This window comes from Pseudomonas sp. MPR-R2A5, assembly GCF_058793055.1.
Map to the genome: position 1 here is coordinate 1 of NZ_JBXAFK010000041.1, position 26,742 is coordinate 26,742.

Below are 26,742 nucleotides of genomic sequence, written 5' to 3' on the forward strand. Positions count from 1 at the left end.
TCTGCTTCATCGGGAAACTCGGTGGGTGGGGTCGCGGTATTTTGCCAAATCAGAAAGTTTTTTTCAGAGTTTCCTTAGCGTGCCAAAGATTTTTTTAAGTGACGATAATTCGTTAGAGGATAAGGTTAAGTTCTGCATGTTAAGTTTCGGGCTCCATCCGAGAATATTTCTATAAAGTTGGTGCTGCTGATTAGAGCAGTGCACTCTACGAATGTTATTTTTGACATCGCCATCGCTGATTTGTGGCGAGCACCAACCGGTAAAGCGCCTGGATATGGCTCGCTAAACAGATCTAAACTAGGAGCCACGTACTGACAAATGTGCGTTAGTTTGAAGGCTGGGTATTCAATAAGGTGGAAGCCGTCATGCCAGTCAGATTCTTTTTGAGATATTTTCATTAATGTCTGTGCAATAGCGTCCTCTCCAACGATTGGAAGTTTAGTCTGAAAAAGACTTTCATCTCCAAGTGCAGATATGGGTAAAGCGTTTAATTCACGATAAAAAATAATACCCAGGCCGGTGAATGATGAACCGGAATTTTTGGATATCGACTCAAGTAGCTTAATAATGCTTGCGTCTATCATAGAGATTTTCACACATAAATAGACGTCAAGACATTCCGGCTCTCGGCATGTCCAGGTTTTTCTTTAAGAACCAAAAGGAAACTATTCTCCTTTGCTACTTGTATCAGTAGTTCATCCATTGCGGCGGAAAGTGCAAGGAGTCCTTCAAATTTTTTCTCGTCATCAAAAATTAGTCTTGATTTGTCCGGGACTCGTAACGTCCTTGCGAACGCTTTGTCCTGCCAAAGAATGTCCAGGAATCGCTGCGCCTCAGCCAGTATCGCGAGCTCATATACCACGCCATTTCTAAACTGTTGCATATCGGCATGGTACATACATGCTGTAATGTCGAAGCTTGACAGGTTAACTTTTCTCCCGTCTTCCTCGATATCTGCCTTCACACTTTTACAAAGCCTTATGGCCTTTCTCAGACCGCCTCCGGTTGTATCACATAGGTCTTTGACCAATTTAATGTGGGTAAATGGCCAGTTATCGATTGTGATATCGGCCGCCTTATCATAAATTGTTACGGCTCTATCATGTTCGGTGTTACTGCTTTGATAGGCTGTGGTGTTGAACCAGTGCGATGAAATTACATCTACGGGGCGTGGAAGTGATCCTCCGGTAAGCTTGATGGCTTTACCGCCGGATGAATCAATGTTCACTGCGGGAAATGCAAGCTTCAATTGTCGTTCGCTATGCGCTCGTAGCTCAATCAGGACCTCTTTTGAGTTGCGAGATGAGAGGTTATATCCACCGCGTATGCTAACTATGCCTGCCGGATCGAATGTAAAGAAATCGGTCCTTAATGTAAGCAAGTCCACGTCGCTTACACCTCTAATATGGACATCAAGTGGAACAGATCCTTGAAGTCGATATTCAGTAGGGATGCCGACGGTCTGTAAGCGAGTAGATAGTTGGTTGCGCACTCTTTCAGCTGTTTCTAAACTGATTCTCGTGTAATCTGCGTCAACTGGCTGCATAGCACCAAGAGCATAAGTTGTTGAAGGTTTGTCTTTGCTTCTGCGTTCCCATGCTTCAGCTGTTCTACTTTTGTTATTGATGAAATCCTTTGCGTCTTGTGCTATATGGTCGAAGCGATCGGTCCCGTTTCTACGAGCACGTAATCTAGATAAACGCTGATTGATATCTGTCATTTTTTGCTCCTAGTAAGTTTTAGTTTTCCGAAGCTTTGCCGGCCATAACCGTTGTAGTATTCACCCTCCGCTGTATCTAATGTTTTGCTGAAGAGTATGTCTGCAAAGCCAATGTGGCTATGTAACTCCGGCTCGCCTAGCTTCGGGTCATTTTTGTAGTTGTAGAGCAGCCTAAAGCCTTCGGCCTCGTCATGCACTATAGCCGCCGTAATACTGTTAGATCCAGATTGAGAGGTTTTAAGTCTGATTCGTATTTTGTCCCAACTTTGTAAAATCGTAACTTCAGCATCCCATGAGTATATCTCTTCGCCATCCACTGAAAGTGATGAGCCTTTACAGTCCCAAGATCCTTTGAGGTTTGGAACTTTTAAAAATATAGAAAAATATTTCCAGTACCATGCATATTTATTGAATATCATATATAGCACGGTAAATACTGTGCCCGCACTAATTAGCGAAAGTACAGTTGGAGGAAGGTTGGCTGGCAGGCCGAATTTCTTGGCAATATCTATTGCTGACAAAACGAGAAAAACTATAGCGCCTGAAATTGCTGCGGCTGCAATGCTTATATATCTCCCTATTTGTGCACGGTTCACGCCGCCTAGTAATGAGTATTCGTGATCCATAAACCCCTCATCCTTTTGGCTTAGTGGATAAAGCCAATATTACAAAATGTTACGATTTTTATGTGTTAGTGATTGTGGCGCTTTAGATCCTATGCTTGGGGGTGGTAGTGCCATGCTCACATGGATAGTGCCTTTTTTGGAGGTTTTCCTCTCCTACTGCTGCACGCAGACAAGAATAATTCAGCTATGTGAAACAACACACTATTTTTATTGGTGGAAGTCAGCGGATGGCTGAAGGGTGGGCAGTTGTACCTAGATAACCCAGGGTTTATCTAAGCGTGTGATGATCAGCTTCAGCGTCAACCTATAGTAGGTCACTGTTGATTTTTTATGATGTCGCAGTGCTTGTGTCAGATACCAAATGAGATGCTTTCGCCTCCATGTCCATGGGCTATCTCGGTGCCAGCGATCAGAGATCGCTGTTTGAATGGCTTTTGCCTGGCGTAGGTGGCGCTCGCGACTGGCATGCGACCCGGTTAGAACTCCCGCTAGGAAAAGCTCCATGTCGATGGGTTTACTCATGCTCGACCACCGATGTATGCCGAGACCACATCGATTCGACCGTGTCCCAGCTCATAGCTGATTTGTAATCTTGCCTCTCGATCAAGGCGCGGATCGAGCCGCCTGCACCTGCCACCGTTGATGGGCGCTAGGTGGTGGGTGATCTGTTTATAGCGTTCGCACGCATAGGCTGCACGCAATTCGTGGAAGCCTTTGAGGTTGTGCTTATGGAGGATGTCCCGTGCGGGGCGGACGATTTCCCGTTGAAAATCGAGGTAGCTTTCGTCCGGTGCAAGCAGGTTGCGGCTACCGCCGGGCGAGACCTTTTCGGCGTGCATGAGTGCTTCACGAATATGGTCGTCCACCCTGATCCTACGAGGTGCTGTTGCACCGCCGCGGCCACCTTTGGTGCCGTCCTGAATGTTAATCTTGCCGAATTGTTCGGCTTCACGTTTCAAGCGTGGCAGGTCGGCCAAGACGGCCTCGCGCAAGCGCATGCCGGTGGCTCGGGCCAATAGCACAATGGCTGCGGCGCGCGGCAGTTGGTGTTCGCACAGCGCGTTCACGACCCCCTTAACCTGTTCAAGAGCCTGGCCTTGCGGTGTTGATATTCGGACGGTTGTGCGCTGCATGCCCAGCGCCTTGCTCGGACTCGATACCTTCACATACTGATCACCGCGCAGTGCGGCGAGGGTCCGGTTCACGCTGGACAACCGGTTTTGCGCAGTCGCGATGGCAATCTCACCATGTTCAACTTGCTGTCGCAGATGTTCGGCGTAGTCCACCAAGGTCTGCCGATCAATTTGTCGCGCATCGTTAAACCCCGGCCCATCCTCCGACCGACACCAACGAACAAACGCCTGCCAGCGATCACTGTGCGCCTTGACTGTGCCGTAATGCCCGCCGCCAAACAGATCGCGCAACGCCTGTGGCCCGGCATAACTCAGTTGCCGTCCATATCCAAAATTCCGCCCATCCCTTCTACCTACCAATGCCATGATCAAACTCCTGTCGAAGCCAAATCTTTGAAACTTTCCCCACGTCATCCCGCCACGAATGTTGAGTGTTATCAGGGATCAAGGCCCCTGCGACCTGTGAGGGTTGTCCACTAACGTGGGACTGGCGGCTCCTTACGACCGGGAGCTTGGGCATCTCATGATCTGGCCTCCTGAGCACTTCCGAGGAAGTGGGCGGGTGGAGGCTGCACTGGCTGACGAGACCAGTGCCGCGAGATCCTGAGTCGGGTGAAGGCAGTGAAGCGATGACCGGGGCATGCCTGACTGTCAGTCAGGTGCAGTCCATTCCGTGGGCTGCGGCACCATCATCTGCATCGCTGTTGCTGGTGACTTCGGTGTTTGTCACGCCAATTGTCACAAGGGGGAATGCCGCAAAGCCTTGTACGAGGTGGGCTGCAGCAGTGGTAGGAGCGCCCGTCTCTTTCCGGGAGAAAGAGACGGGCGCAGGTTGGCGCAAGGAAATGGCCAAGCGGATAGGTTGCTGCAAGGCAGCTATGAAAGGGGGAAGTTGCCGCAGTGGGCACACTGGTAAAAGTAGGCATCCATCACATCGCTGTGATCGTGCGAGCCGCCGGACGCTAATCGCACTTTGGGTGAACCACCACGGTGTGGCGTAGCCTTAAAGGTTCTGGCTACCTGGGTTGCTGTCGACGACAGCGCTTTGCCCGATCTTTTCTACGCCTGTGGATAATTCGGGTCAAGACTCCAATTTTCGGGAGTTCTGCGGCTGTGGATGAAATTATCCACCGGTGGAAATCAGTGGTTTTCCACAGACAGTTGTGTGGGCTTTAGATTTTTTAAGTGAGGTCCATCCAAGCAGGGCGGCTTTGCAGCCCTGTTTGGATGGACCCGCGTGGACAAGCGGATCGCTGAGATATGAAGACCGAGCGCTTACTCGGTTGCGCCACGTTTTGCTTTTAGGCGAGTGACGTTCGCTCCTGTCTGGTTCGCGAATTCGTGTGGAGTGACATGCTCCTGCCGGTTGGCCTCCAGGTACCGGCTCCACCAGTTCATGATCAGCCTGCGCTCCTCGATGAACTCGGCCTTGTGGATGTAAGCGGCGCGGACGTTGTTGCGCTCCTTGTGGCTCATCTGCCGTTCAATGGCTGTCTCCGACCACAATCCTGACTCGATCAGTGCGCTGCAGGCCATCGAACGAAATCCATGCCCGCAGATATCGGTTTTGGTGTCGTATCCCATCGTCCGAAGCGCGTTGTTAACGGTATTTTCGGACATGGGCTTCCAGGGTTTGGCATCCCCTGCGAAGACCAATGCGAATTTGCCTGTGAGTGCATGGATTTTTTCGAGTAGCGCCACTGCTTGCGGCGATAAGGGTACTAAATGGATATCCCCTGCCATCTTCGTACCCCTTGTGGAAAAGGGTACTCCCTCCAACGCGGGTCGAGTGTCCGGTATCTCCCAGGTACCGCGCTTGAGGTCGAACTCGCTCCAGCGGGCGAAACGCAGTTCGCTGGATCGTACAAACACATGCAGCGATAGCATCACCGTCAGGCGGGTAAGTGCGCGGCCTTTATAGGTGTCGATCCGTTGCTGTAGTTCCGGCAGTCGCGATAAGGGTAGAGCGGGGCGATGTACCACCCGCGGGGCTTTGATCAAGCCTTCGAGGTCGTAAGCAGGGTTGGCGGTGATAAGTCGGAGGCGTTTTGCCTCGCGCATGATGCTCTGCAGGTAGTTTTGTACCCTTAAAGCTACGTCTATCGTTCCGCGCTTCTTGATCGTTTCCAAGGGCTGCATGAGGTCATGGGTGTCGAGGTCGACTATGGCGCGGGCGCCGATCAGCGGGAACACGTGGGTTTTGAGGCGGCTCATCACAGTCTTGGAATGGCCTGGTGCCCACTTGGCCGACATTTCCGTATGCCAGTCGAGCGCAACGCTTTCAAAGGTTCTGCCTTTGATTACGGCTTCCGCCTTGGCTTGGTGCTTGGTCTCTATAGGATCAACGCCATCCGCTAGCATTCGCTTGACTTCTAAGCGCTTGCGGCGCGCATCGGCGAGGCCAATGACGGGGTAGTTGCCGAACGAGGTCAGTCCTTCCCGTCCGTCAGGTTTGACGTAACGGAGCCGCCAGCCTTTGCGGCCATTGGGTTGGACTAGGAGATAGAGGCCATCGCCGTCGAAAAGCTTGTAGGCGCGGTCTGTAGGTTTTGCCAAGCGGCAAGCTGCGTCGGAGAGCGGAGCTGTGGTGCGCGACATAAGGGTACTCCCTTTTATCGAAGTGACCTGTATCCCAAACTCTACCCTTAAAACGGTTGGAATCCACCAGTTTCTGACGGAAACCGATGGAACCCCAAAACGAAAAAACCCGCCAGAAGGCGGGTTTTTTGGGGGTTCCAGAGATTTTGAAAGCCTTCTCTGGAACCTTGTATGGTGCCGGCACCAGGAGTCGAACCCGGGACCTACTGATTACAAGTCAGTTGCTCTACCAACTGAGCTATACCGGCGTGTTAGGGCGACGATTATAGCGATTGGCAAGCATCTGTAAACCCCTGAATTCTGACTATTTTTACAAACCTTGCCGCGATCCCTTTTTCTTCCCCATGTCAGTAGGATTCATCCTCCACTGCCAGGCGCAGTCGCAAGCCTTTCCACCTAAAAGGAAGCTCCACATGAAACGGACTCTCTCCCTCATCCTCCTCACCATTGCCCTCGGCGCCTGTTCAACTCAGAAGCCCGCCTATGACCCGGCCTTGGTTGGTACTTGGAAGGGCTTGCGCACGCAAACCGATAAATGCCAGTTCCTGTCGTGGACCACCCACCTCAAGCCTGATGGGCGTTTCACCATTACTTTCTTCCGCGATGTACAGCAGACGCAGGCGATTCAGACAGAGCAGGGCACGTGGTCGGCGGTGAATGGCAAGAATGAGTTGCGCACGGATGGGGTGCGTATGCCGGATGTGTACACCTATCAGCTGGTGGACGCGGATACGGTGCGTTACGTGAGTGTGGCGGCGGGGCCTTCCGGGGATTGTCAGGAGGATTACGCGTTTACGGAGCGGCGACTGCGTTAACCGCTGCGGCTTGCGCTAAAGGCGGGCGCGCCGTTATCGCGGTTGCACTGGGGTGGGCCGTTTTGGGCGTGCTGCTCGGGGTGAATAAAGGCAGGGCTGATTGACGGCCCGGCCGATGGCGGTTGTGGGTCTGGCGGCGCGGGTTTTGCTTCGCTGTGTGTCGGCGCTGGGGGTATCTGTGCAGGGGTAAGGCGGGTGCGACTTTGCCAGCGACCGCCCGGCGGGTTTTGCCTTGAATCCGGCAGGGGTTTGAGTATTCTGTCGCGCGATATGAACGGTGGGTTTAATTACTTAACCGTGTAGGCAAATTTTCGAGACAGTGTGAGGCAACTGATTAATTGTTGAAGGCTATGTCAGATTTGTGCCGTTCTTGACCGGTCGGACAACAAGAAGCCGGATAAATCAGTGCAAGTTCATGTTCTTACAGATAATACGTTTTTATCCGGTAAATCGTCATAAAAATGGCGCCACGCCGTTCGTCGGATAATTAAGAGCAAAAAGCATCAAAATACTGACACCATCAATGTGATATCACAGAATGCGCCTCACACCACATAACTAGAAAAATACAAGGTCAGCTCTTTGCTGACCTTTTTATCGCCTTTAAAGCGCAAATCAGGTGGGGAGGGGCAGTGAGTGAGTCGAGCAGATGACATTTCAAAACTATTCAACAAGCTGGGTGCCAACCCAAATGGCTACCGCGAAATCGAATTTGTCCATGAGTTCATTGAGGACGATGTAGAGGTCCTGGAAAGCCCGGCGCTTGTTAAGCCCCTGCCTGTCGCTGCGGCGCTTGTGGATGAAGCCCCGTCGGCGCCGCTGCTGCGCCTGCTGGAAGAGCTGAACCACGGCGAAGCCGACCATCTGCGCCCTGAAGTGTCTTCGGCGCAGCCCACACCGAAAGTCGTGGTGGTGGTCTCGGTCAAAGGCGGTGTCGGCCGTAGCACCTTGGCCGCGGCGCTTGCCAGCAGTTTGCAGCGCCAGGGGCGGCCGGCGCTGGCGCTGGACCTGGACCCGCAAAACGCCCTGCGTCATCACCTGTGCCTGGGTCTCGACATGCCTGGCGTGGGCGCCACCAGCCTGCATAACCAAAGCTGGGAAGCCTTGCCGGAATTCGGTTTTGCCGGTTGCCGCCTGGTGGCGTTCGGGGGCACTGACTACGAACAACAGCAGAGCCTGAATCGCTGGCTGGGCCAGGATGAGCAGTGGCTGAGCCAACGCTTGGCCGGTCTTAAATTGAGCGGCCAGGACATCGTGGTTATCGACGTCCCTGCCGGCAACACGGTGTACTTCAGCCAGGCCCTGTCGGTCGCCGACGCGGTGCTGGTGGTGGTGCAGCCGGATGTGGCGTCGTTCAGCACCCTGGCGCAGATGGACGCGATGCTCGCGCCCTACCTCCAGCGCGAGAAGCCGCCACAGTCCTTTTATGTGATCAACCAGTTGGACGCTGCCCACCGTTTCAGCGTGGACATGGTCGAGGTGTTCAAGACGCGCCTGGGCAATGCCCTGCTGGGCACAGTGCATCGTGATCTGTCGTTCAGCGAAGCCCAGGCCTACGGGCGTGATCCCCTCGACCCAACCGTCAACAGTATCGGCAGCCAGGACGTCCACGCTCTGTGCCGCGCCTTGCTCGAACGCATCGACTCGGACCTTCCATGACCGACAATACGCTCTCCACGCCCTTCGTCGAAGGGCGCGCTGAACAGCGCCTAAATGGCGCCATCGCGCGCTTCAATCGCTGGCCTGCGGCGCTGCGCACGGTACTGGTCGTTACCAGTTGCGTGCTCGGCGCCTTGTTGTTGCTGAGCATTATCAGCGCGCCGCTGGACCTCTACAGCCAATGCCTGTTCGCCGCCGTGTGCTTCGTCGTGGTGCTGGTGCTGCGCAAGATCCCGGGGCGCCTGGCGATCCTGGCTTTGGTGGTGCTGTCGTTGGTGGCGTCGCTGCGCTACATGTTCTGGCGCCTGACCTCCACCCTGGGTTTTGAAACCTGGCTCGACATGTTCTTCGGCTACGGCCTGGTCGCGGCCGAGTTCTACGCGCTGATCGTGCTGATCTTCGGCTACGTGCAAACCGCCTGGCCGCTGCGCCGCACGCCGGTATGGTTGACCACCGAGCCGGAAGAGTGGCCGACGGTCGACGTGTTTATCCCCACCTATAATGAAGCCCTGAGCATCGTCAAGCTGACCATCTTCGCCGCCCAGGCGATGGACTGGCCCAAGGACAAGCTGCGCGTCCACGTGCTCGATGACGGCCGCCGTGATGAGTTCCGCGACTTCTGCCGCAAGGTCGGTGTGAACTACATCCGCCGCGACAATAACTTCCACGCCAAGGCCGGTAACCTCAACGAAGCGCTGAAGGTCACCGACGGCGAATACGTCGCCCTGTTCGACGCCGACCACGTGCCGACGCGCTCCTTCCTGCAAGTGAGCCTGGGCTGGTTCCTTAAAGATCCGAAGCTGGCGATGCTGCAAACGCCGCACTTCTTCTTCTCGCCGGACCCGTTCGAAAAGAACCTCGACACCTTCCGCGCCGTGCCTAACGAGGGTGAGCTGTTCTACGGCCTGGTGCAGGACGGCAACGACCTGTGGAACGCCACCTTCTTTTGCGGCTCGTGTGCGGTGATTCGCCGTAAGCCGCTCCTGGAAATCGGCGGCGTGGCGGTCGAGACCGTGACCGAAGACGCCCACACCGCGCTCAAGCTCAACCGCCTGGGCTACAACACCGCTTACCTGGCGATCCCGCAGGCCGCGGGCCTGGCCACCGAGAGCCTGTCGCGCCACATCAACCAGCGGATTCGCTGGGCACGGGGCATGGCGCAGATTTTCCGCACCGACAACCCGCTGCTGGGCAAGGGCCTCAAGTGGGGCCAGCGCATCTGCTACGCCAACGCCATGCTGCACTTCTTTTATGGCCTGCCGCGCCTGGTGTTCCTCACCGCGCCGCTGGCCTATTTGATTTTCGGCGCGGAAATCTTCCACGCCTCGGCGCTGATGATCGTCGCCTACGTGTTGCCGCACTTGGTGCATTCCAGCCTGACCAACTCACGTATCCAGGGGCGTTTCCGTCACTCGTTCTGGAACGAGGTGTACGAGACCGTACTGGCCTGGTACATCCTGCCGCCGGTGCTGGTGGCGCTGGTCAACCCCAAGGCCGGTGGTTTCAATGTCACCGACAAGGGCGGCATCATCGACAAGCAGTTCTTCGACTGGAAACTCGCCCGGCCCTACCTGGTGCTGTTGGCGGTGAACCTGATCGGCTTGGGCTTCGGTATCCATCAGTTGGTCTGGGGCGATGCGTCCACGGCCGTGACGGTGGCGATCAACCTGACCTGGACCCTCTACAACCTGATCATCACCAGCGCCGCCGTGGCCGTAGCGTCCGAGGCGCGCCAAGTGCGTTCCGAGCCGCGCGTCAGCGCCAAGCTGCCGGTGAGCATCATTTGCGCCGATGGCCGCGTGCTCGATGGCGTCACCCAGGACTTTTCGCAAAATGGCTTCGGCCTGATGCTCAGCGACGGCCACTCGATCACCCAGGGTGAGCGTGTGCAACTGGTGCTGTCGCGCAACGGCCAGGACAGCCTGTTTGAAGCGCGGGTGGTGTTCAGCAAGGGCGCGCAGATCGGTGCCCAGTTCGAACCCCTCAGCCTGCGCCAGCAAAGCGAACTGGTTCGCCTGACGTTCTCGCGTGCCGACACCTGGGCCGCCAGTTGGGGAGCCGGCCAGCCCGACACCCCGCTGGCAGCCCTGCGTGAAGTCGGCGCCATTGGCATCGGCGGCCTGTTCACCCTCGGCCGCGCCACCCTGCACGAATTGCGTCTGGCCTTGCGCCGCACCCCTACACAACCGCTCGATACGCTGATGGACAAGCCATGACCTCGAATATGTTCTCTCGTCCTCATCCGCGCCGTGCACTCGCGCTGATGATCGCCTCGCTGATGGGCCTGAATTCGCTGGCGCAAGCTGCCGAGCAAGCCGTCACCACGGTACCGGTACAAAGCACCGACACCGGCTACAGCCTGACGCTCAAGCAACTGGGCCGTCGCGACACCATGAACCTGCAAGGCGTGGAGTCGTCCGACAGCGTCAACTTCGACATCCGTGCCGATGAAGTGGTGAAGGGCGCGCAGTTGTTGCTCAAGTACAGCTACTCGCCGGCACTGTTGGCGGACCTGTCGCAGATCAACGTGCTGGTCAACGGCGAAGTCGCCGCCAGCCTGCCGTTGCCTAAAGAAGGCGCGGGCACCCAGCAAGAACAATTGGTGCAGATCCCGCCGAAGTTGATCACCGAGTTCAACCGTCTGAGCCTGCAGTTCATCGGCCACTACACGATGTCCTGCGAAGACCCCTTGCACAGCAGCCTGTGGGCAAAAATCAGCAACAGCAGTGAGTTGAAAGTGCAGGTCGAGCCGATCGTGCTCAAGGACGACCTGGCTGTATTGCCGCTGCCGTTCTTCGACAAACGTGATGCGCGCCAGGTCAGCCTGCCGTTCGTGTTCGCGACCACCCCGGACAGCGCCGCGCTGGAAGCTGCCGGCACCTTGTCCTCGTGGATTGGCGGCCTCGCCAGCTACCGTGGCGCGACCTTCCCTACCACCCTCGGTGACCTGCCGGCCAAGGGCAACGCGATCCTACTGGTGCAAACCACCGATGCAATGGATGTACACGGTATCGCCGTGGCCAAGCCGACCGGCCCGACCCTGACCTTGCTCGCCAACCCCAACGATGCCAACGGCAAGCTGCTGATCGTGACCGGTCGCGATGGCGCAGAGCTCAAGCGCGCCGCCACGGCGGTCGCCTTGGGCAACCCGGTATTGGCCGGCAACAGTGTGGTCATCACCAAGCTCGACAGCCTCGCGCCACGCCGTCCGTACGACGCGCCGAACTGGCTGCCGAGCAACCGCCCGGTGCGCCTGGGCGAGTTGGTTGAGCAGCAGAAACTCAGCGTGTCGGGCTACAACCCCGGCGCCATCAGCGTCGACCTGCGCCTGCCGCCCGACCTGTTCAACTGGCGTGAAGAGGGTGTGCCGCTCAAGGTCAAATACCGCTACACGCCGCAGCAGGTGTCGACCAACTCGTCGCTGCTGATCGGCCTGAATGACCAGTTCATGAAGTCCGTGGCCTTGCCGTCGGTGAGCAACCTCGGCGGTGGTCAAACCCTGCTCGACCAGCTGAAGAAAGACGAAAGCCTGCCGCGTGAAGTGACGACCCTGTTGCCGATCAGCTCGGCGTCGCCCAAGTCCAAGCTGCAATTGCGCTTTATGTACGACTACATCAAAGAAGGCGAATGCCGCGACATCATCGTCGACAACATGCGCGGTTCCATCGACCCGGATTCCACCCTCGATGTCACCGGCTACCAGCACTTTATCGCCATGCCGAACCTGGGCGTGTTCAACGACTCCGGCTTCCCGTTCACCCGCCTGGCTGACTTGTCGGAATCGGCTGTGGTCATGCCCGACAACTACGGCACCGACGAACTCACCGCGTACCTGACCGTGCTCGGCCGCTTCGGCGAAGCCACCGGTTACCCGGCGACCGCCGTCAAAGTGGTGCAGGCCAAGGACGTGCAAAGCGTTGCCGACAAAGACTTGCTGGTACTCGCCACCGCAGGCAACCAACCGTTGCTCAAGCAGTGGCAGCAATACCTGCCGGCAACCAGCGATGGCGAGCAACACCAGTTCCTGCTGTCTGACCTGCCGCGTTATGTACGCAGCTGGGTCAGCCCGGACCCTGCGGCTAACACCCACACCGCCAATACCGGGATCACCTTCAACAGCTTGAGCAGCAGCACCTGGCTGGCGGGTTTCCAATCGCCGCTCAAGGCTGGCCGCAGCGTGGTGCTGATCGCCAGCAACCAGCCTCAGGGCCTGCTGGAAGCCACCTCCGCGTTGATCGGCGGTGACAACTACAAAGACTCGATCCAGGGCAGCCTGGCGGTGGTACAAGGCACGCAAATCAGCTCGCTGGTGGCGGACGAGCAGTACTACGTCGGCAAGCTCAACTACTTCAAGTTCATGCAGTGGCAACTCTCGCAGAACCTGGGCTGGATGCTGTTGATCACCTTCCTCGGCCTCGCCGTGGTGACCAGCCTGATCTACCTGTCGCTGCGTGCCCGTGCAAAACGGCGGTTGGCATGAGCCCGCTGCGTAGCATGGCCCTGATAGCGCTGGGCTCGGTGATGTTTGCAGGCGCTGCGCAAGCGCAGACCTGCGACTGGCCGCTGTGGCAGAACTACGCCAAACGCTTCGTGCAGGATGACGGTCGCGTGCTGAACTCGTCGATGAAACCCACCGAGAGCAGTTCGGAAGGGCAGTCGTACGCGATGTTCTTCGCCCTCGTCGGTAACGACCGCGCAGGCTTTGACAAGCTCTGGACCTGGACCAAGGCCAACATGTCGGGGGCCGATATCGGTCAGAACCTGCCGGGTTGGTTATGGGGCAAAAAGCCTGATAGCACCTGGGGCATCATCGACCCTAACTCCGCCAGCGACGCTGACCTGTGGATGGCCTACTCGCTGCTCGAAGCGGCCCGCGTATGGAATGCCCCGCAGTACCGCGCAGACGCGCAATTGTTGCTGGCCAACGTCGAACGCAACCTGATCGTGCGCGTGCCGGGCCTGGGCAAGATGCTGTTGCCAGGGCCGGTCGGCTACGTGCATGGCGGTGGCTTGTGGCGTTTCAACCCGAGCTACCAGGTGCTGGCGCAACTGCGTCGCTTCCATAAGGAGCGCCCGAACGCCGGCTGGAACGAAGTGGCCGAAAGCAACGCGCGGATGCTCGCCGATACCGCCAGCAACCCCCATGGCCTGGCGGCCAACTGGGTCGGCTACCGCGCCACCAGCGCCAACACCGGGCTGTTTGTGGTCGACCCGTTCTCCGATGACCTGGGCAGCTACGACGCGATCCGCACCTACATGTGGGCCGGCATGACCGCCAAGAGCGATCCACTGGCGGCGGGCATGCTCAAGTCCCTGGGCGGTATGTCCCGGGCGACGGCTGCGGCGGCCACCGGCTTCCCGCCGGAGAAAATCCACGTCACCACCGGCGAAGTGGAGAAGAACAACGGCTACTCGCCGCTCAGCTTCTCGGCATCGACCATTGCCTTCTTCCAGGCCCGTGGCGAAACCGCCCTGGCACAACTGCAAAAGGCCAAGGTCGACGACGCGCTCAACAAAGCCCTGGCCCCGTCGGCACCTGACAGCGCGCAGCCAATCTACTACGACTACATGCTCAGCCTGTTCAGCCAGGGCTTTGCCGATCAGAAGTACCGTTTTGAACAAGACGGTACGGTCAAACTATCCTGGGAGGCAGCATGCGCCGTCACACGCTAGCCATTGCGATTCTCGCCGCCCTGGCCTCCAGTGCCAGCCTGGCCGAAACCAGCGACCCCCAGTCCCTGCTGATCGAGCAGGGCTACTACTGGCAGTCGAAGAAAAACCCTGAGCGCGCCCTTGAGACGTGGCAAAAACTGCTGAGCCTGAGCCCGGACCAGCCGGATGCGCTGTACGGCATCGGCCTGATCCAGGTGCAACAGAACCGCCCGGCCGAGGCGCAGAAATACCTGGCCCGCTTGCAAGCGCTGAGCCCGGTCCCGCGCCAGGCATTGCAGTTGGAGCAAGACATCACCGTCAACAAGCCCGACAACGCCAAGTTGCTGGAGCAGGCCCGTGAACTGGGTGAGCCCGATGACGAGCGCGAAAAGGCCGTGGCCTTGTACCGCCAGATTTTCCAGGGCCGCCAGCCCCAGGGCCTGATTGCCCGCGAGTACTACAACACCCTGGGCTTCACCGCCAAGGGCACCAATGAAGCGATCGCCGGCCTGCAGCGCTTGTCCCGTGAGCGGCCGAACGACCCGATCGTCGCGCTGTTCCTGGCCAAGCACCTGGCGCGTAACCCGGCCACCCGTGCCGACGGTATTCGCGCGCTGGCCAAGCTGGCACCGAACAACGACGTGGGCGGTAACGCCGATGAAACCTGGCGCTTCGCGCTGATCTGGCTCGGCCCGCCCAAGCCCGACCAGGTGGCGTTGTTCCAGCAGTTCCTCACTGCGCACCCGGATGACACCGAGATCCGCGCGCTGATGAACAAAGGCATTGCCCAAGGCAAAAATGGCGGTACCTGGCAGCGCGATCCGCAGATGACCAAGGCGTTCAAGGCCCTGGACGCTGGCGACCTGAAAACCGCCGAGCCGCTGCTGGCCGCGCGCTTGGCCGAGAAGTCCAATGACGTCGATGCCCTCGGTGGCATGGGCGTGTTGCGTCAACAGCAAGAGCGTTACAGCGAAGCGGAAAACTACCTGGTACAGGCCACCCGTTTACCGGGTGGTGCGGCGTGGCAAACGGCGCTCAATGACGTGCGTTACTGGAACCTGATCAGCCAGAGCCGCGACGCCCAGCGCGCCGGCCGTGGCGCCCAGGCCCGTGACCTGGTGGCCCAGGCCGAACGCCTGAACCCCGGTCAACCCGGCGCCGCCGTCGCCCTGGCGGGTTTCCAGGCCCAGGACAATCAGTTCGACGCCGCCGAAGCCGGCTACCGCAAGGTGCTGGCCCGTCACCCTGGCGACCCGGATGCACTGAGTGGCTTGATCAACGTACTGTCCCAATCGGGCCAGCCGGACGAAGCCTTGAAGCTGATCGACTCGGTGTCGCCCGCCCAGCGCGCCAAGTTCGCGCCAAGCGTGAAAATCAACGCACTGCGCGCCACCCAGGTCGGCAAGCTGGCCGAACAGCGCGGCGATGTGAAGGCCGCGCAGGCCGCCTACCGCCAGGCCCTCGATGCCGACCCGGAAAACCCCTGGACCCGCTTTGCCCTGGCCCGCATGTACCTGCGCGACGGCCAGATCCGCAACGCCCGTGCCTTGATCGACGGTCTGCTCAAGACCCAGCCCAACCAGCCGGACGCGCTGTACACCAGCACCTTGTTGTCGGCCGAGTTGAGCGAGTGGAAGCAAGCCGAGACCACCTTGGGCCGTATCCCGACCGCCCAACGCACCGCTGACATGAACGAGCTGGCGATCGATATCGCGCTGCACCAGCAGACCGACATCGCCATCGAAACCGCTCGCCGTGGCCAGCGCCCCGAAGCCCTGGCACTGCTGGGTCGCTCCGAACCGCTGACGCGGCAAAAGCCTGAGCGCGTGGCCGTGCTGGCCGCCGCTTATGTGGAAGTCGGTGCCGCGCAGTACGGCCTGGACATGATGCAGAAGGTGGTGGAGAACAACCCCAACCCGACGGTCGACCAGAAACTGCTGTACGCCAACGTGCTGCTCAAGGCCAACAAGTACAGCGAGGCGGGCGAGATCCTGCGCGAAGTGCAAGGCCAGCCATTGACCGAGATCGGTCGCCAGCGCTACGACGATTTGATCTACCTGTACCGGGTCAAGCAGGCCGATGCCCTGCGCGAGAAGAACGACCTGGTGGCGGCCTACGACATGCTCTCGCCGGCCCTGGCCCAGCGTCCCAACGACGCCTTGGGCGTCGGCGCCCTGGCGCGCATGTATGCCGCCAGCGGCAACGGCAAGAAGGCCATGGAGCTGTATGCGCCGCTGATCCAGCAGAACCCGAACAATGCGCGCCTGCAAATGGGCCTGGCGGATATTGCCTTGAAAGGCAACGACCGTGACTTGGCGCAATCGGCCAGCAACAAGGCCCTGGCGTTGGAACCGGCCAACCCGGAGATCCTCACCTCCGCCGCGCGTATCTACCAGGGCTTGGGCAAGAACAGCGAAGCCGCTGAACTGCTGCGCAAGGCCCTGGCGATTGAAAACGCCATGAAGGCCAAGACCCAGGTGGCCCAGGCCGACACTCAAAGCAAGTCGTATAACCCCTTCGTGGGCCTGCCGGGCCAGCGTCGCCAGGTCACCGACCTGACTGTCGCCGGCGCTGTACCGCCGCCGATCGATGCGCCGACCAAGACCGTGACGTCCAGCGCGTTTGCCAGCGCGACGTCCAACGACTTGAGCGAGCCGTTTGTGCCGCCCTCGAACATCGCCTCCATCGACAGCCCCGAGCTGAGCCCGGCGCGGCGCGCGTTGGATACGATCCTGCGTGACCGTACCGGTTATGTGGTGCAGGGTTTGAGCGTGCGCAGCAACAACGGTGAGAAAGGCTTGAGCAAGATCACCGACGTGGAAGCGCCGTTTGAGGCGCGGATGCCGGTGGGTGACAACACCGTGGCGTTGCGCGTGACGCCGGTGCACGTGAGTGCGGGTAGCGTCGGTAGCGATGCGTTGTCGCGCTTCGGCAAAGGCTCCACGACCCCGGCGGGTTCCCAGAGCGACAGCGGTGTAGGCCTGGCCGTGGCATTTGAAAACCCGGATGAAGGCGTTAAGGCTGATGTCGGTGTGAGCCCGTTGGGCTTCCTCTACAACACCCTCGTGGGTGGCGTGAGTGTGTCGCGTCCGTTTGAAGCCAATCCGAACTTCCGCTATGGCGCGAACATTTCGCGGCGTCCGGTCACTGACAGTGTCACCTCCTTTGCCGGTTCCGAAGACGGCGAGGGCAACAAGTGGGGCGGCGTCACCGCCAACGGCGGCCGTGGCGAGTTGAGCTACGACAACCAGAAGCTGGGCGTCTACGGTTACGCGTCGCTGCATGAACTGCTGGGCAATAACGTCGAAGACAACACCCGCCTGGAACTGGGCAGCGGTATCTACTGGTACCTGCGCAACAACCCGCGGGACACGTTGACCCTGGGGATCAGCGGCTCGGCGATGACCTTCAAGGAAAACCAGGACTTCTACACCTACGGCAACGGCGGTTACTTCAGCCCGCAGCGTTTCTTCTCCCTGGGTGTGCCGATTCGTTGGGCACAAAGCTTTGACCGCTTCAGCTACCAGGTAAAAAGTTCGGTGGGCTTGCAGCATATCGCGCAAGATGGCACGGATTATTTCCCTGGCGACAGCACACTTCAGGCGTCCAGGGGTAATCCCAAGTACGAAAGCTCCAGCAAAACCGGCGTCGGCTACAGCTTCAACGCTGCTGCCGAATATCGTCTGAGCTCGCGGTTCTACCTGGGTGGCGAAATCGGTCTTGATAACGCCCAGGACTACCGCCAGTACGCCGGTAATGCTTACTTGCGCTACTTGTTCGAGGACCTGAGCGGGCCGATGCCATTGCCGGTCAGCCCGTACCGTTCCCCCTATTCCAATTGATTAAATCGGAGTCATTCATGCCTGTTTCTGCGATTGCCGGCCTAACCATGCTGGTACTGGGCGAAAGTCATATGAGCTTTCCCGATTCGTTGCTCAACCCGCTGCAAGACAACCTGACCAAGCAAGGTGCGGTGGTTCACTCCATCGGCGCCTGTGGCGCGGGTGCGGCGGATTGGGTCGTGCCGAAAAAAGTCGAGTGCGGCGGCGAACGCATGCCCACCGGCAAAGCGGTGATCTACGGCAAGAACGCCATGAGCACCACGCCGATCAAAGACCTGATCGCCAAGGACAAACCCGATGTGGTGGTGCTGATCATCGGCGACACCATGGGTTCCTACACCAACCCGGTGTTCCCCAAAGCCTGGGCCTGGAAAAGCGTGACCTCGCTGACCAAGGCGATCACCGAGACTGGCACCAAGTGCGTGTGGGTCGGCCCGCCATGGGGCAAGGTCGGTTCCCAGTACAAGAAGGACGACACCCGCACCAAGCTGATGTCGTCGTTCCTGGCCAGTAACGTGGCGCCGTGCACCTACATCGACTCGTTGACCTTCTCCAAGCCGGGCGAGTGGATCACCACCGACGGCCAGCACTTCACCATCGACGGTTACCAGAAGTGGGCCAAGGCTATTGGTACTGCGTTGGGTGACCTGCCGCCATCGGCCTACGGTAAAGGAAGCAAATAATGAAACGGATGACCCTGGGTCTGGCGGCCTTGCTCGCCAGCGTCAGCGCCTACAGCGCCGACATCCCGTTGTATCCCACCGGCCCGGAGCAAGACGCAGCGTTCCTGCGGTTTGCCAACGGCACCGGCAGCGAACTGAAGCTGGTGGCCGCCGGCTCCAAGGCCAGCCTGGTGTTGAATGGCGACAAGTTGGTCTCGTCCTTCCTGCCGGTGGTGGGCGGTGACAAGCCGATCAAGGGCGTGTTGAGCCGCGATGGCAAGGACGCCGACCTGTCGGTGACCGTCGCCCCAGGCGAATTCGCCACCGTGGTGGCGCTGGTCGACGCCAAGGGCGCCACGCGCCAATTGGTGGTGCGCGAACAGCCGGACGACTTCAACGCGCTCAAGGCCTCCCTGGCCTTTATCAACGCCGACGCCACGTGCGCCGACGCGAGCCTGGAAGCCGTGGCGCAAAAAGCCGAGCTGTTCAAGCAGGTCGCCGAAGGTTCGTTGCAGCGGCGCATGATCAACCCGGTGGAACTGTCGGTGCAGCTCAAATGCGCCGGCGCGCCGGTTGGCCAGCTTTTGTCGTTCACCCTCAAGGCTGGCGAGCGCTATAGCGTGCTGGCTGTTCCTTCGGCTGCAGGTTCGAAGTTGCTGTTCGCCTCTGACGCACTCGCTAACTGATCGGGCCCGACACCACTATGGTCTTTGCCTCACTCGAATTCCTCACGCTGTTCCTGCCGGCCTTCCTGTTGATTTATGCCCTGGCTCGTCCGAGCTGGCGCAACGTCATCCTGTTGATCGGCAGCTGGCTGTTCTACGGCTGGTTGAGCCCACTGTTCCTGTTCCTGCACATGGTCTTGACCGTGGTGGCATGGGTCGGCGGCTTGCTGGTGGACCGCTCCCGCGAGGATGGCAAAGGCCGGGTGCGCCTGTTGATCGCGTTGATCGTGTTCAACACGGCGGTGCTGTGTTGGTACAAGTACGCCAACATCGTGGCGGGCACCGTGAGTGAGGTGATCACCTGGTACGGCGCCATGCCACTGGACTGGCAGCGCGTGGCGTTGCCAGCCGGCTTGTCGTTCATCGTATTGCAGGCGATTTCTTACCTGGTGGACGTACACCGGCATACGGTGCCGGTGGAGCGCAGCTTCATCAATTACGCCACCTATATCTCGATGTTCGGCCACTCGATTGCCGGCCCGATCATTCGTTACGACTGGGTCCGTCGCGAGCTGAACCAGCGGTATTTCAACTGGCCGAATTTCTCCCTCGGCGCGCGGCGCTTCATGATCGGCATGGGCATGAAAGTGCTGGTGGCCGACACCTTGTCGCCGTTGGTGGACATTGCCTTCCACCTGGAAAACCCGAGCCTGGTGGATGCGTGGATCGGTTGCCTGGCCTATTCGCTGCAACTGTTCTTCGACTTCGCCGGCTACAGCGCCATGGCCATCGGCCTGGGCCTGATGCTGGGTTTCCACTTCCCGGAAAACTTTAACCGGCCGTATCTGGCCAGCAGCATCCAGGACTTCTGGCGCCGTTGGCACCTGTCGTTGTCCAGCTGGTTGCGCGACTACCTGTACATCGCCCTGGGCGGTAACCGTGACGGTGTGTGGCGTACTTATCGCAACCTGTTCCTGACCATGGCGATTGCCGGTTTGTGGCACGGCGGCGATAGCTGGAACTACCTGTTGTGGGGTTCGGCCCACGGGGTAGCGCTGTGCGTGGACCGCGCCTGGTCGCGTTCGAGCTTGCCGAGTATTCCGCCGGTGTTGTCCCACGTCCTGACGTTGCTGTTTGTGTGCCTGGCCTGGACCTTGTTCCGCGCGCCGGACTTCCATTCGGCACTGACCATGTATGCCGGCCAGTTCGGCATGCACGGCATCGCCCTGGGTGACGCAATGGCGGTCGCCCTGCGCCCGGCCCATGGCATGGCGGCCTTGCTGGGCCTGGTATGCATCATCGCGCCGATCTGGCAGGTGCGCTGCGAGCAACGCTTTGGTACTCAGCCGTGGTTTTTGGTGGCGGCTTCGCTGTGGCCGGTGGCCGGGTTTGTGTTGTCGTTCGCGCTGATTGCCAGCCGCGACGCCGTACCGTTTCTGTACTTTCAGTTCTAAGGAAGCCCGACCATGCCCGCTCCTACCGCACCGACTCCACCGAGCGAATTGGCCGTTCGTACCAGCCCCCTGGCGGCCTGGGTGCTGGTGCCCTTCCTGGCGGCGGGGCTTCTGTCTTGCGCCTGGCTGATGGTGAAGGGCCCGATCAGCTTCGTGCCGGCCAAGGTGGACACCGACATGCTGCTGCATGGCGACGTGACCCACCGTTTCGCCAAGGAACTGGCCAAGGCACCGATGGCGATCCAGGCCGCCAACCTGGAGCGTGGCTCCAGTTGGCTGGCCTTCGGCGATACCGGGCCGCGCGTGCGCCAGGGATGCCCGGGCTGGTTGTTTATCAGCGATGAACTGCGCATCAACCGCCATGCCGACGCCAATGCACAGACCAAGGCCCAGGCCGTGATCGACCTGCAACAGCAACTGGGCAAAAAAGGGATCGACCTGCAAGTGGTGGTGGTGCCGGACAAGAGCCGCATCGCGGCCGCACAGCGTTGCGGCCTGTACCGCCCAGCCGTGCTCGATGGCCGTGTCCAGGCCTGGACTGCCGCGTTGCAGGCTGCCGGCGTCTCCGCGCTGGACCTGACTGACACGCTCAAGCCCCTGGGCCCGCAGGCATACCTGCGCACCGATACCCACTGGAGCGAAATCGGCGCCAACGCAGGGGCCCAGGCCCTGGCCCAGCGCATTCAGCAGCGCGGTATCAAGGCCACGCCGGAACAAACCTTCACGATCACCCAGGCACCGCTCGCCGTGCGCCCGGGCGACCTGGTGCGCCTGGCCGGCCTCGACTGGCTGCCGCCGAAATTGCAGCCACCGGGCGAGTCGGTCGCGGCCAGTTCCGCCCATGAAAGCGGTGGCGCCACCAGCAATGCCGACGACCTGTTCGGCGATGCCAGCCTGCCGAATGTGGCGCTGATCGGCACCTCGTTCTCGCGCAACTCCAACTTTGTGGGCTTCCTGCAAAAGGCCCTGAATGCGCCGGTAGGCAACTTCAGCAAGGACGGTGGCGAATTCTCCGGTGCGGCCAAGGCGTATTTCGACAGCCCGGCGTTTAAGCAAACCCCGCCCAAGTTGCTGATTTGGGAGATCCCGGAGCGCGACCTGCAGACGCCGTACGACCCGGTGACGATTAGTCAGTAAATTGACTTTTTGCCACTTGTCTAAAAAATAGCCAGCTCCTACAGCAAAATAATGACACTGTTGCTGGCTTGAAGCAGACTGCGGGCACTAAGGCGACGACAAAAAGACCTGCGGTAAGCAGTCGTATCAGCTGACCTTTTTCACGTCTTTAAGCTTCGCCGTGAGGAGGAATGTGCGATGAGCTTCACCGACAGTCTTCTCGTTCTTCTCGGCCAGGACGTGAGCCGAGACCCCCAAGGGCAGCATGCGCGGCTGCACTTTTTCGGCAGCATCCCGGTCGATGACGGCACACCGTTCTCCGGCCAGTCTCCCCGCGCCAATGAACAAACCCAGGCGGTAGCCGGCGCGGCGCCGCGCCCGAGCGTGGTGGCGCTGGTATCGGTGAATGGGGGTGTGGGCCGCAGCACCCTGGCCACCGCCTTGAGCAGTGGCCTGCAGCGCCACGGCGAACCGGTGGTCGCGCTGGACCTGGACCCGCAAAACGCCCTGCGGCTTCACTTCGGGGTCAGCCCGACTGCGCCGGGCATCGGCGTGGCCAGCCTGCAACATGCGCAGTGGGAGACTCTCCAGCAGCCGGGTTTTGCCGGTAGTCGGGTCATTCCCTTTGGCGACAGCGATACACAGCAACAGGAAAAGCTGCAGCGCTGGCTCAAGGATGAACCCGACTGGCTGGCGCAACACCTCGCCCCCCTGGACCTGAGCGCACGCCATACGGTGGTCATCGATACCCCTGCCGGAAATAACGTGTACGTGCACCAGGCGCTGAACGTGGCCGATGTGGTGTTGGTCATCGCCCAGGCTGACGCGGCATCTTTGGGAACACTGGATCAATTGCAGGCGCTGTTGGCGCCGCACCTGGAGCGTGAGCGCCCGCCGCAGGTGCACTTCGTGATCAACCAGCTCGATGAAGACAACGCGTTCAGCCTGGACATGGTCGAGGCGTTCAAGCAACGGTTGAACAAGGCGCCGTGGGAGGTGCATCGCGACATGGCGATCAGCGAAGCCCTGGCCTTCGGCGCAGACCCGTTGGACAGCCTGGCGGCGGGCCTGGCGAGCGACGATATCAACGACCTTTGCCGGTGGTTGATCGCCTGCAGAAAGCTGCGGTAAAGCGCGGTTTATACGCCTATCACCAGATGCTTATGCACAATTGGGCAGTGGCCGCTGTCACCCAATACACGTTTTGTGGAGCCGTTCTCATCACGCTGCAACTGCCTGTTTTGCGGGTGGTTTATGCCGTGGGTAAAAAATGAGCAGCATGGCTTTTTGCCGGTAGCGTTGTTGGCTACAGCTTCTGTAAAGATTCCATCAACAGAGTTATCCACAGGCTGGGGTGCGACAATTTTGCCCTTTAATCGCGCTCGGCAAGCACCATCAGGTTGCGCGGCGTCAGTGTCGATTCGCAGAAGCTGCCTACCTCGACCCTGTAGCCTTTCTCGGCCAGAAACAATGCCCGATCCAGTACCAGCCAGAGCTCCAGCGGGCGCCGAAACAGACCACGCAGCAATTCCAGGTTCCTGACCTCAGCCAGGCGTCGCCAACCGTCGGCCTCCAGTGCGAGCCAATCCTGCTCGCCTGTGGATAACCCTTTGAGACTCGCCAGCTCCCGGCAGTAGTCGGCGAAGGGTTGGTCGAGCCAGCTGGCGGGCAGCGAGGGCGTGGGCAAATACTCGTCGCAGCCGCGTAATTGACGTTGCAACTGATCGAACCCCAGGCGCCGGGCCATCGACGTATCCCGTTGCACGCGCACGCGGGCACCGGCGGTGACGGTTTCGCTCAGCGGCAGGCCGAGGTCCTCGACCGACAGTTGCAGCCGCGACGCACGGCCGGCGCCGGACAGCGCCTGGTAGCGCTCGGCGTTGATGCGGTTATAACAACACGGTGCCAGCGCCAGTTGTTTGCAGCCGGCGGCGCTGGCCGCGTGCAGCAGGCGCACATGCAGGTCGCCACAGGCGTGCAGGGCGACGGGGGTGTGGTCGGGGTTGATCGCTACGGTTGCCATTACGTCTTGCAGGCGATGGGTGACCGGCAACCGATGGCGATCGCTCAAGGCTTGGCCGGAGGCGATCAACGCCGGATCGTATTCCAGGCAGGTCAGCTGTTGGCCAGGTTGCAGCAGGCGGCGCCCGAGATGGCCTTTGCCGGCGCACCAGTCCAGCCAATGGGTCGGCGTCTGCGCAAAGTGCAGCGCGGCGCCGAACGCTTCGATCTGCTGCCATTTACGCCCGGGGACGTCGACATTCAAGCGATGGCGCGCGGCTGCCAGGGGCTGGGTCGGTAACTTATCCACAGCACTGAGGCGCAGGGCTTGCGCGGCCAGCTGTGGAAAAGGTGCGGGGGCGGGCAGGTCGTGGGGCTGGTTATGGCTGCTTTCGGCATCGGCCAACGAGCGCTGGCGCAACCATTGGGCGAGTTGCGGATGCTGGGTTTCCCAGGGTAGCCGGGAGTGCGTGAAGGGCCGTGGTCGCCACAGCCCTTGGTGCTCGACCAGGAACGCATCCAGCGCCTGGAAACGTGTCTCAACGTCCCTGGCAGGCATCGACGCGCAGCCAGCGTTCCAGCAGTTTGAAGCCGCGTACCAGCAGGTAGGCCATCAACAGGTAGAACAGCCCGGCCGCGAAGAAGATCTCAACCGGCAGGTAGGTGCGCGCGATGATGGTACGCGCCATGCCGGTCAGTTCCAGCAAGGTGACGGTACTGGCCAGGGCGCTGGCCTTGAGCATCAGGATCACTTCGTTGCTGTAGGCCGGCAGGCCGATGCGCGAGGCGCGGGGCAGGATGATGTAGAACAGCGTCTTGGGCTTGGACATGCCCAGGGCGCGCGCGGCTTCGATCTCGCCAGGCGGGATGGCCTGGATCGCACCGCGCAGGATCTCGGCGATATAGGCGGCGGTGTGCAGGGTCATGGTGGCGGTGGCACACCAGAACGGATCGCGCAGGTAAGGCCACATGAAGCTGTTGCGCACGGCATCGAACTGCGCCAGGCCGTAGTAGACCAGAAACAATTGCACCAGCAGCGGCGTACCGCGGAAGAAGAAAATGTAGCAATAGGGCAGGGTGCGCACGTACCAGCGCCGCGAGGAACGGGCAATGCCCAAAGGGATCGCCAGCAACAGGCCGGCGATCACCGCGATGGCCACCAGCTCCAGGGTCAGGGTCGCGCCCTGGGCCAGTTTGGGCAGCCATTTGATGATCACGGCCCAGTTCAGGCCCAGGTCGAAATGGGACAGCCAGCTGTAGTCGCCGCTCATTGGGTGCTCCTTGTAAAGCCACGGCTGGCGCGTTTTTCCAGGAAGTGCATGCCGGTCATGGCCAGTACGGTGAGGCCCAGGTACATGAAGGCGGCGACCATGAAGAAGGTGAACGGCTGCTTGGTGACGGTCACGCCGATCTGCGCGTGGCGCATGATTTCTTCAAGGCCGATGACCGAGACCAACGCAGTGTCTTTCATCAGGATCATGAACAGGTTGCCCAGGCCCGGCAGGGCGATGCGCCACATTTGCGGCATGATCAAGCGGGTGAAGATGCGAAATTTCGACAGCCCCAGGGCGACACCGGCTTCACGATGGCCCTTGGGAATGGCGAGGATCGCGCCGCGGAACACTTCCGTGGCATACGCGCCAAAGCACAGGCCCAGGGCGATGACCCCGGCGGCAAAGGCGCTGAGGGACAGGTCGGGGTTACCCAGCATCTCCCCGAGGGCGCGCATCAGGTTGACCGTGCCGAAATAAATCAGCAGTACCCACAGCAGTTCGGGAATACCGCGGACGATGGTTGAGTACGCACCGCCCAGCCATTGCAGCGACTTGTAGGGGGAGGTCTTGGCCAAGGCACCGGCCAGGCCGAGCACCAACCCCAGGCACAGGGCCGTGAGCGCCAACTTGACGGTCATCAGCGCCCCGGCGGCGAGGGCGGGGCCGAATCCGTAGAGATCGAAATTCATGGTGTTTTCATATCGCGGCAGGCAAAGCTGAAAGCCGGCGCGCTCAAAGGCGCGCGCCGGGCAGGCCGATCAGATCATTCGATGCTGAACGGGAAGTACTTGTCGTTGATCTTCTTGTAGGTGCCGTCTGCCTTGATCTCTGCCAGGGCTTTGTTCAGGCGTTCGCGCAGTGGGTCACCCTTGCGTACGGCGATACCGATCTTGTCGCTTTCTACAACCGGGTCGCCCTTGAACTCATAGGCCGAACCGTCTTTGCTCTTGAGCCATTCGTACTGCACGTACTTGTCGGCGAGGATCCCGTCCAGGCGGCCGGAGGTCAGGTCGAGGTAGGCGTTTTCCTGGGTGTCGTAGAGCTTGGCGGTGGTGTCAGGCAGCTTGTCTTCCAGGTAGCTACCGGCCAACGTCGCGCGTTGTGCACCGATGATCTTGCCTTTGAGGTAGGCCGCGTCGGTCTTGAAGTCCGCCGTGGCTTTAGGAGCAATGAACTGCAGCTTGTTGGAGTAGTACGGGTCGGTGAAGTCGACGGCCTGCTTGCGTTCATCGGTGATCGACAGCGAGGACACCAGGAAGTCGAATTTCTTGGCGTTCAGGGCCGGGATGATGCCGTCCCAGTCGGAGACATACACTTCGCACTTCTCGACTTTCATCTTGGCGCACAGGGCATCGCCGATGTCTTTGTCGAAGCCCACGACGTTGCCGCTGGCGTCTTTATTGTTGAACGGCGGGTAGGCCGCTTCGATCCCCATTTTCAAGGTTTCTGCCATGGCCGTGGCGCTGAACGCCATCGAAACGGCCGCGGCCAGAAGGAATTTTTTATAGTTCTGCATGCAGGTTGC

At 59.8% G+C, this 26,742-nt stretch carries 20 protein-coding genes and 1 tRNA gene; 11 read left to right on the forward strand and 10 right to left on the reverse strand.

Going from position 1 to position 26,742, the window contains the following annotated elements:
• Positions 1 to 125: 125 nt before the first annotated feature.
• The 6 genes from AC1Q6I_RS25065 to AC1Q6I_RS25090 form a co-directional block, all read right to left on the reverse strand.
• Complete coding sequence (locus tag AC1Q6I_RS25065) at positions 126 to 596, reverse strand: diadenylate cyclase (RefSeq protein WP_146015763.1); 471 nt, start codon at positions 594 to 596, stop codon at positions 126 to 128.
• The gene (locus tag AC1Q6I_RS25070) at positions 593 to 1,720 is read right to left on the reverse strand and encodes a nucleotidyltransferase family protein (RefSeq protein WP_102625126.1); all 1,128 of its coding nucleotides are present in this window, start codon (positions 1,718 to 1,720) and stop codon (positions 593 to 595) included. The genes AC1Q6I_RS25065 and AC1Q6I_RS25070 overlap by 4 nt, the downstream gene beginning before the upstream one ends.
• Positions 1,717 to 2,346, reverse strand: a complete 630-nt coding sequence (locus AC1Q6I_RS25075) for a Cap15 family cyclic dinucleotide receptor domain-containing protein (protein ID WP_102625127.1) — start codon at positions 2,344 to 2,346, stop codon at positions 1,717 to 1,719. Before AC1Q6I_RS25075 ends, AC1Q6I_RS25070 begins: the two co-directional genes overlap by 4 nt.
• 518 nt (positions 2,347 to 2,864) lie before the next feature.
• Positions 2,865 to 3,845: an integrase domain-containing protein gene (locus AC1Q6I_RS25080; RefSeq protein WP_102625129.1), complete on the reverse strand. Its 981-nt coding sequence runs from the start codon at positions 3,843 to 3,845 to the stop codon at positions 2,865 to 2,867.
• A gap of 909 nt (positions 3,846 to 4,754) precedes the next feature.
• Positions 4,755 to 6,077 (reverse strand): tyrosine-type recombinase/integrase, encoded by a 1,323-nt coding sequence (locus AC1Q6I_RS25085; protein WP_102625130.1) that lies wholly within the window; start codon positions 6,075 to 6,077, stop codon positions 4,755 to 4,757.
• Positions 6,078 to 6,249: 172 nt separating this feature from the next.
• Positions 6,250 to 6,325, reverse strand: a tRNA-Thr gene (locus AC1Q6I_RS25090).
• A gap of 165 nt (positions 6,326 to 6,490) precedes the next feature.
• On the opposite strand from AC1Q6I_RS25090, the gene AC1Q6I_RS25095 reads away from it, so the two are divergent.
• From AC1Q6I_RS25095 to bcsQ (AC1Q6I_RS25145), 11 genes are all read left to right on the forward strand, one after another.
• On the forward strand, positions 6,491 to 6,892 hold the full coding sequence (locus tag AC1Q6I_RS25095) for a hypothetical protein (RefSeq protein ID WP_069075103.1): 402 nt from the start codon (positions 6,491 to 6,493) through the stop codon (positions 6,890 to 6,892).
• 636 nt (positions 6,893 to 7,528) lie between these two features.
• The gene (bcsQ, locus tag AC1Q6I_RS25100) at positions 7,529 to 8,551 is read left to right on the forward strand and encodes a cellulose biosynthesis protein BcsQ (RefSeq protein WP_024072835.1); all 1,023 of its coding nucleotides are present in this window, start codon (positions 7,529 to 7,531) and stop codon (positions 8,549 to 8,551) included.
• Positions 8,548 to 10,767: a UDP-forming cellulose synthase catalytic subunit gene (gene bcsA / locus AC1Q6I_RS25105; RefSeq protein ID WP_024072836.1), complete on the forward strand. Its 2,220-nt coding sequence runs from the start codon at positions 8,548 to 8,550 to the stop codon at positions 10,765 to 10,767. Before bcsQ (AC1Q6I_RS25100) ends, bcsA begins: the two co-directional genes overlap by 4 nt.
• The gene (gene bcsB, locus AC1Q6I_RS25110) at positions 10,764 to 13,031 is read left to right on the forward strand and encodes a cellulose biosynthesis cyclic di-GMP-binding regulatory protein BcsB (RefSeq protein ID WP_102625131.1); all 2,268 of its coding nucleotides are present in this window, start codon (positions 10,764 to 10,766) and stop codon (positions 13,029 to 13,031) included. The genes bcsA and bcsB overlap by 4 nt, the downstream gene beginning before the upstream one ends.
• Positions 13,028 to 14,224, forward strand: a complete 1,197-nt coding sequence (bcsZ, locus tag AC1Q6I_RS25115) for a cellulose synthase complex periplasmic endoglucanase BcsZ (RefSeq protein ID WP_024072838.1) — start codon at positions 13,028 to 13,030, stop codon at positions 14,222 to 14,224. Before bcsB ends, bcsZ begins: the two co-directional genes overlap by 4 nt.
• On the forward strand, positions 14,206 to 18,045 hold the full coding sequence (locus tag AC1Q6I_RS25120) for a cellulose biosynthesis protein BcsC (RefSeq protein ID WP_024072839.1): 3,840 nt from the start codon (positions 14,206 to 14,208) through the stop codon (positions 18,043 to 18,045). The genes bcsZ and AC1Q6I_RS25120 overlap by 19 nt, the downstream gene beginning before the upstream one ends.
• 17 nt (positions 18,046 to 18,062) lie before the next feature.
• On the forward strand, positions 18,063 to 18,728 hold the full coding sequence (locus AC1Q6I_RS25125; RefSeq protein ID WP_024072840.1) for an SGNH/GDSL hydrolase family protein: 666 nt from the start codon (positions 18,063 to 18,065) through the stop codon (positions 18,726 to 18,728).
• Positions 18,728 to 19,393: an alginate O-acetyltransferase AlgF gene (locus AC1Q6I_RS25130; protein ID WP_102625132.1), complete on the forward strand. Its 666-nt coding sequence runs from the start codon at positions 18,728 to 18,730 to the stop codon at positions 19,391 to 19,393. The genes AC1Q6I_RS25125 and AC1Q6I_RS25130 overlap by 1 nt, the downstream gene beginning before the upstream one ends.
• 17 nt (positions 19,394 to 19,410) lie before the next feature.
• Positions 19,411 to 20,826 carry an MBOAT family O-acyltransferase gene (locus tag AC1Q6I_RS25135; protein WP_102625133.1) on the forward strand — a complete coding sequence of 472 codons (1,416 nt, stop codon included), beginning with the start codon at positions 19,411 to 19,413 and terminating at the stop codon, positions 20,824 to 20,826.
• Between the two features lie 12 nt (positions 20,827 to 20,838).
• Positions 20,839 to 21,963 carry an alginate O-acetyltransferase AlgX-related protein gene (locus tag AC1Q6I_RS25140; protein ID WP_024072843.1) on the forward strand — a complete coding sequence of 375 codons (1,125 nt, stop codon included), beginning with the start codon at positions 20,839 to 20,841 and terminating at the stop codon, positions 21,961 to 21,963.
• Positions 21,964 to 22,140: 177 nt separating this feature from the next.
• Positions 22,141 to 23,073 carry a cellulose biosynthesis protein BcsQ gene (bcsQ, locus tag AC1Q6I_RS25145; RefSeq protein ID WP_069075098.1) on the forward strand — a complete coding sequence of 311 codons (933 nt, stop codon included), beginning with the start codon at positions 22,141 to 22,143 and terminating at the stop codon, positions 23,071 to 23,073.
• A 241-nt stretch (positions 23,074 to 23,314) separates the two neighbouring features.
• Here the strand turns inward: bcsQ (AC1Q6I_RS25145) and AC1Q6I_RS25150 are convergent, their stop codons facing one another.
• The 4 genes from AC1Q6I_RS25150 to AC1Q6I_RS25165 all read right to left on the reverse strand — a co-directional run bounded on the left by AC1Q6I_RS25150 (position 23,315) and on the right by AC1Q6I_RS25165 (position 26,733).
• A complete protein-coding gene (locus AC1Q6I_RS25150) occupies positions 23,315 to 24,502 on the reverse strand; it encodes a methyltransferase (RefSeq protein WP_102625134.1) in 1,188 nt (395 codons plus the stop codon).
• Positions 24,483 to 25,172, reverse strand: coding sequence for an ABC transporter permease (locus tag AC1Q6I_RS25155; RefSeq protein WP_041161076.1), 690 nt, complete (start codon positions 25,170 to 25,172; stop codon positions 24,483 to 24,485). Before AC1Q6I_RS25155 ends, AC1Q6I_RS25150 begins: the two co-directional genes overlap by 20 nt.
• Positions 25,173 to 25,210: 38 nt before the next feature.
• Positions 25,211 to 25,906, reverse strand: coding sequence for an ABC transporter permease (locus tag AC1Q6I_RS25160; RefSeq protein ID WP_024072847.1), 696 nt, complete (start codon positions 25,904 to 25,906; stop codon positions 25,211 to 25,213).
• Positions 25,907 to 25,980: 74 nt separating this feature from the next.
• Positions 25,981 to 26,733, reverse strand: a complete 753-nt coding sequence (locus AC1Q6I_RS25165; protein ID WP_024072848.1) for an ABC transporter substrate-binding protein — start codon at positions 26,731 to 26,733, stop codon at positions 25,981 to 25,983.
• Positions 26,734 to 26,742 lie beyond the last annotated feature (9 nt).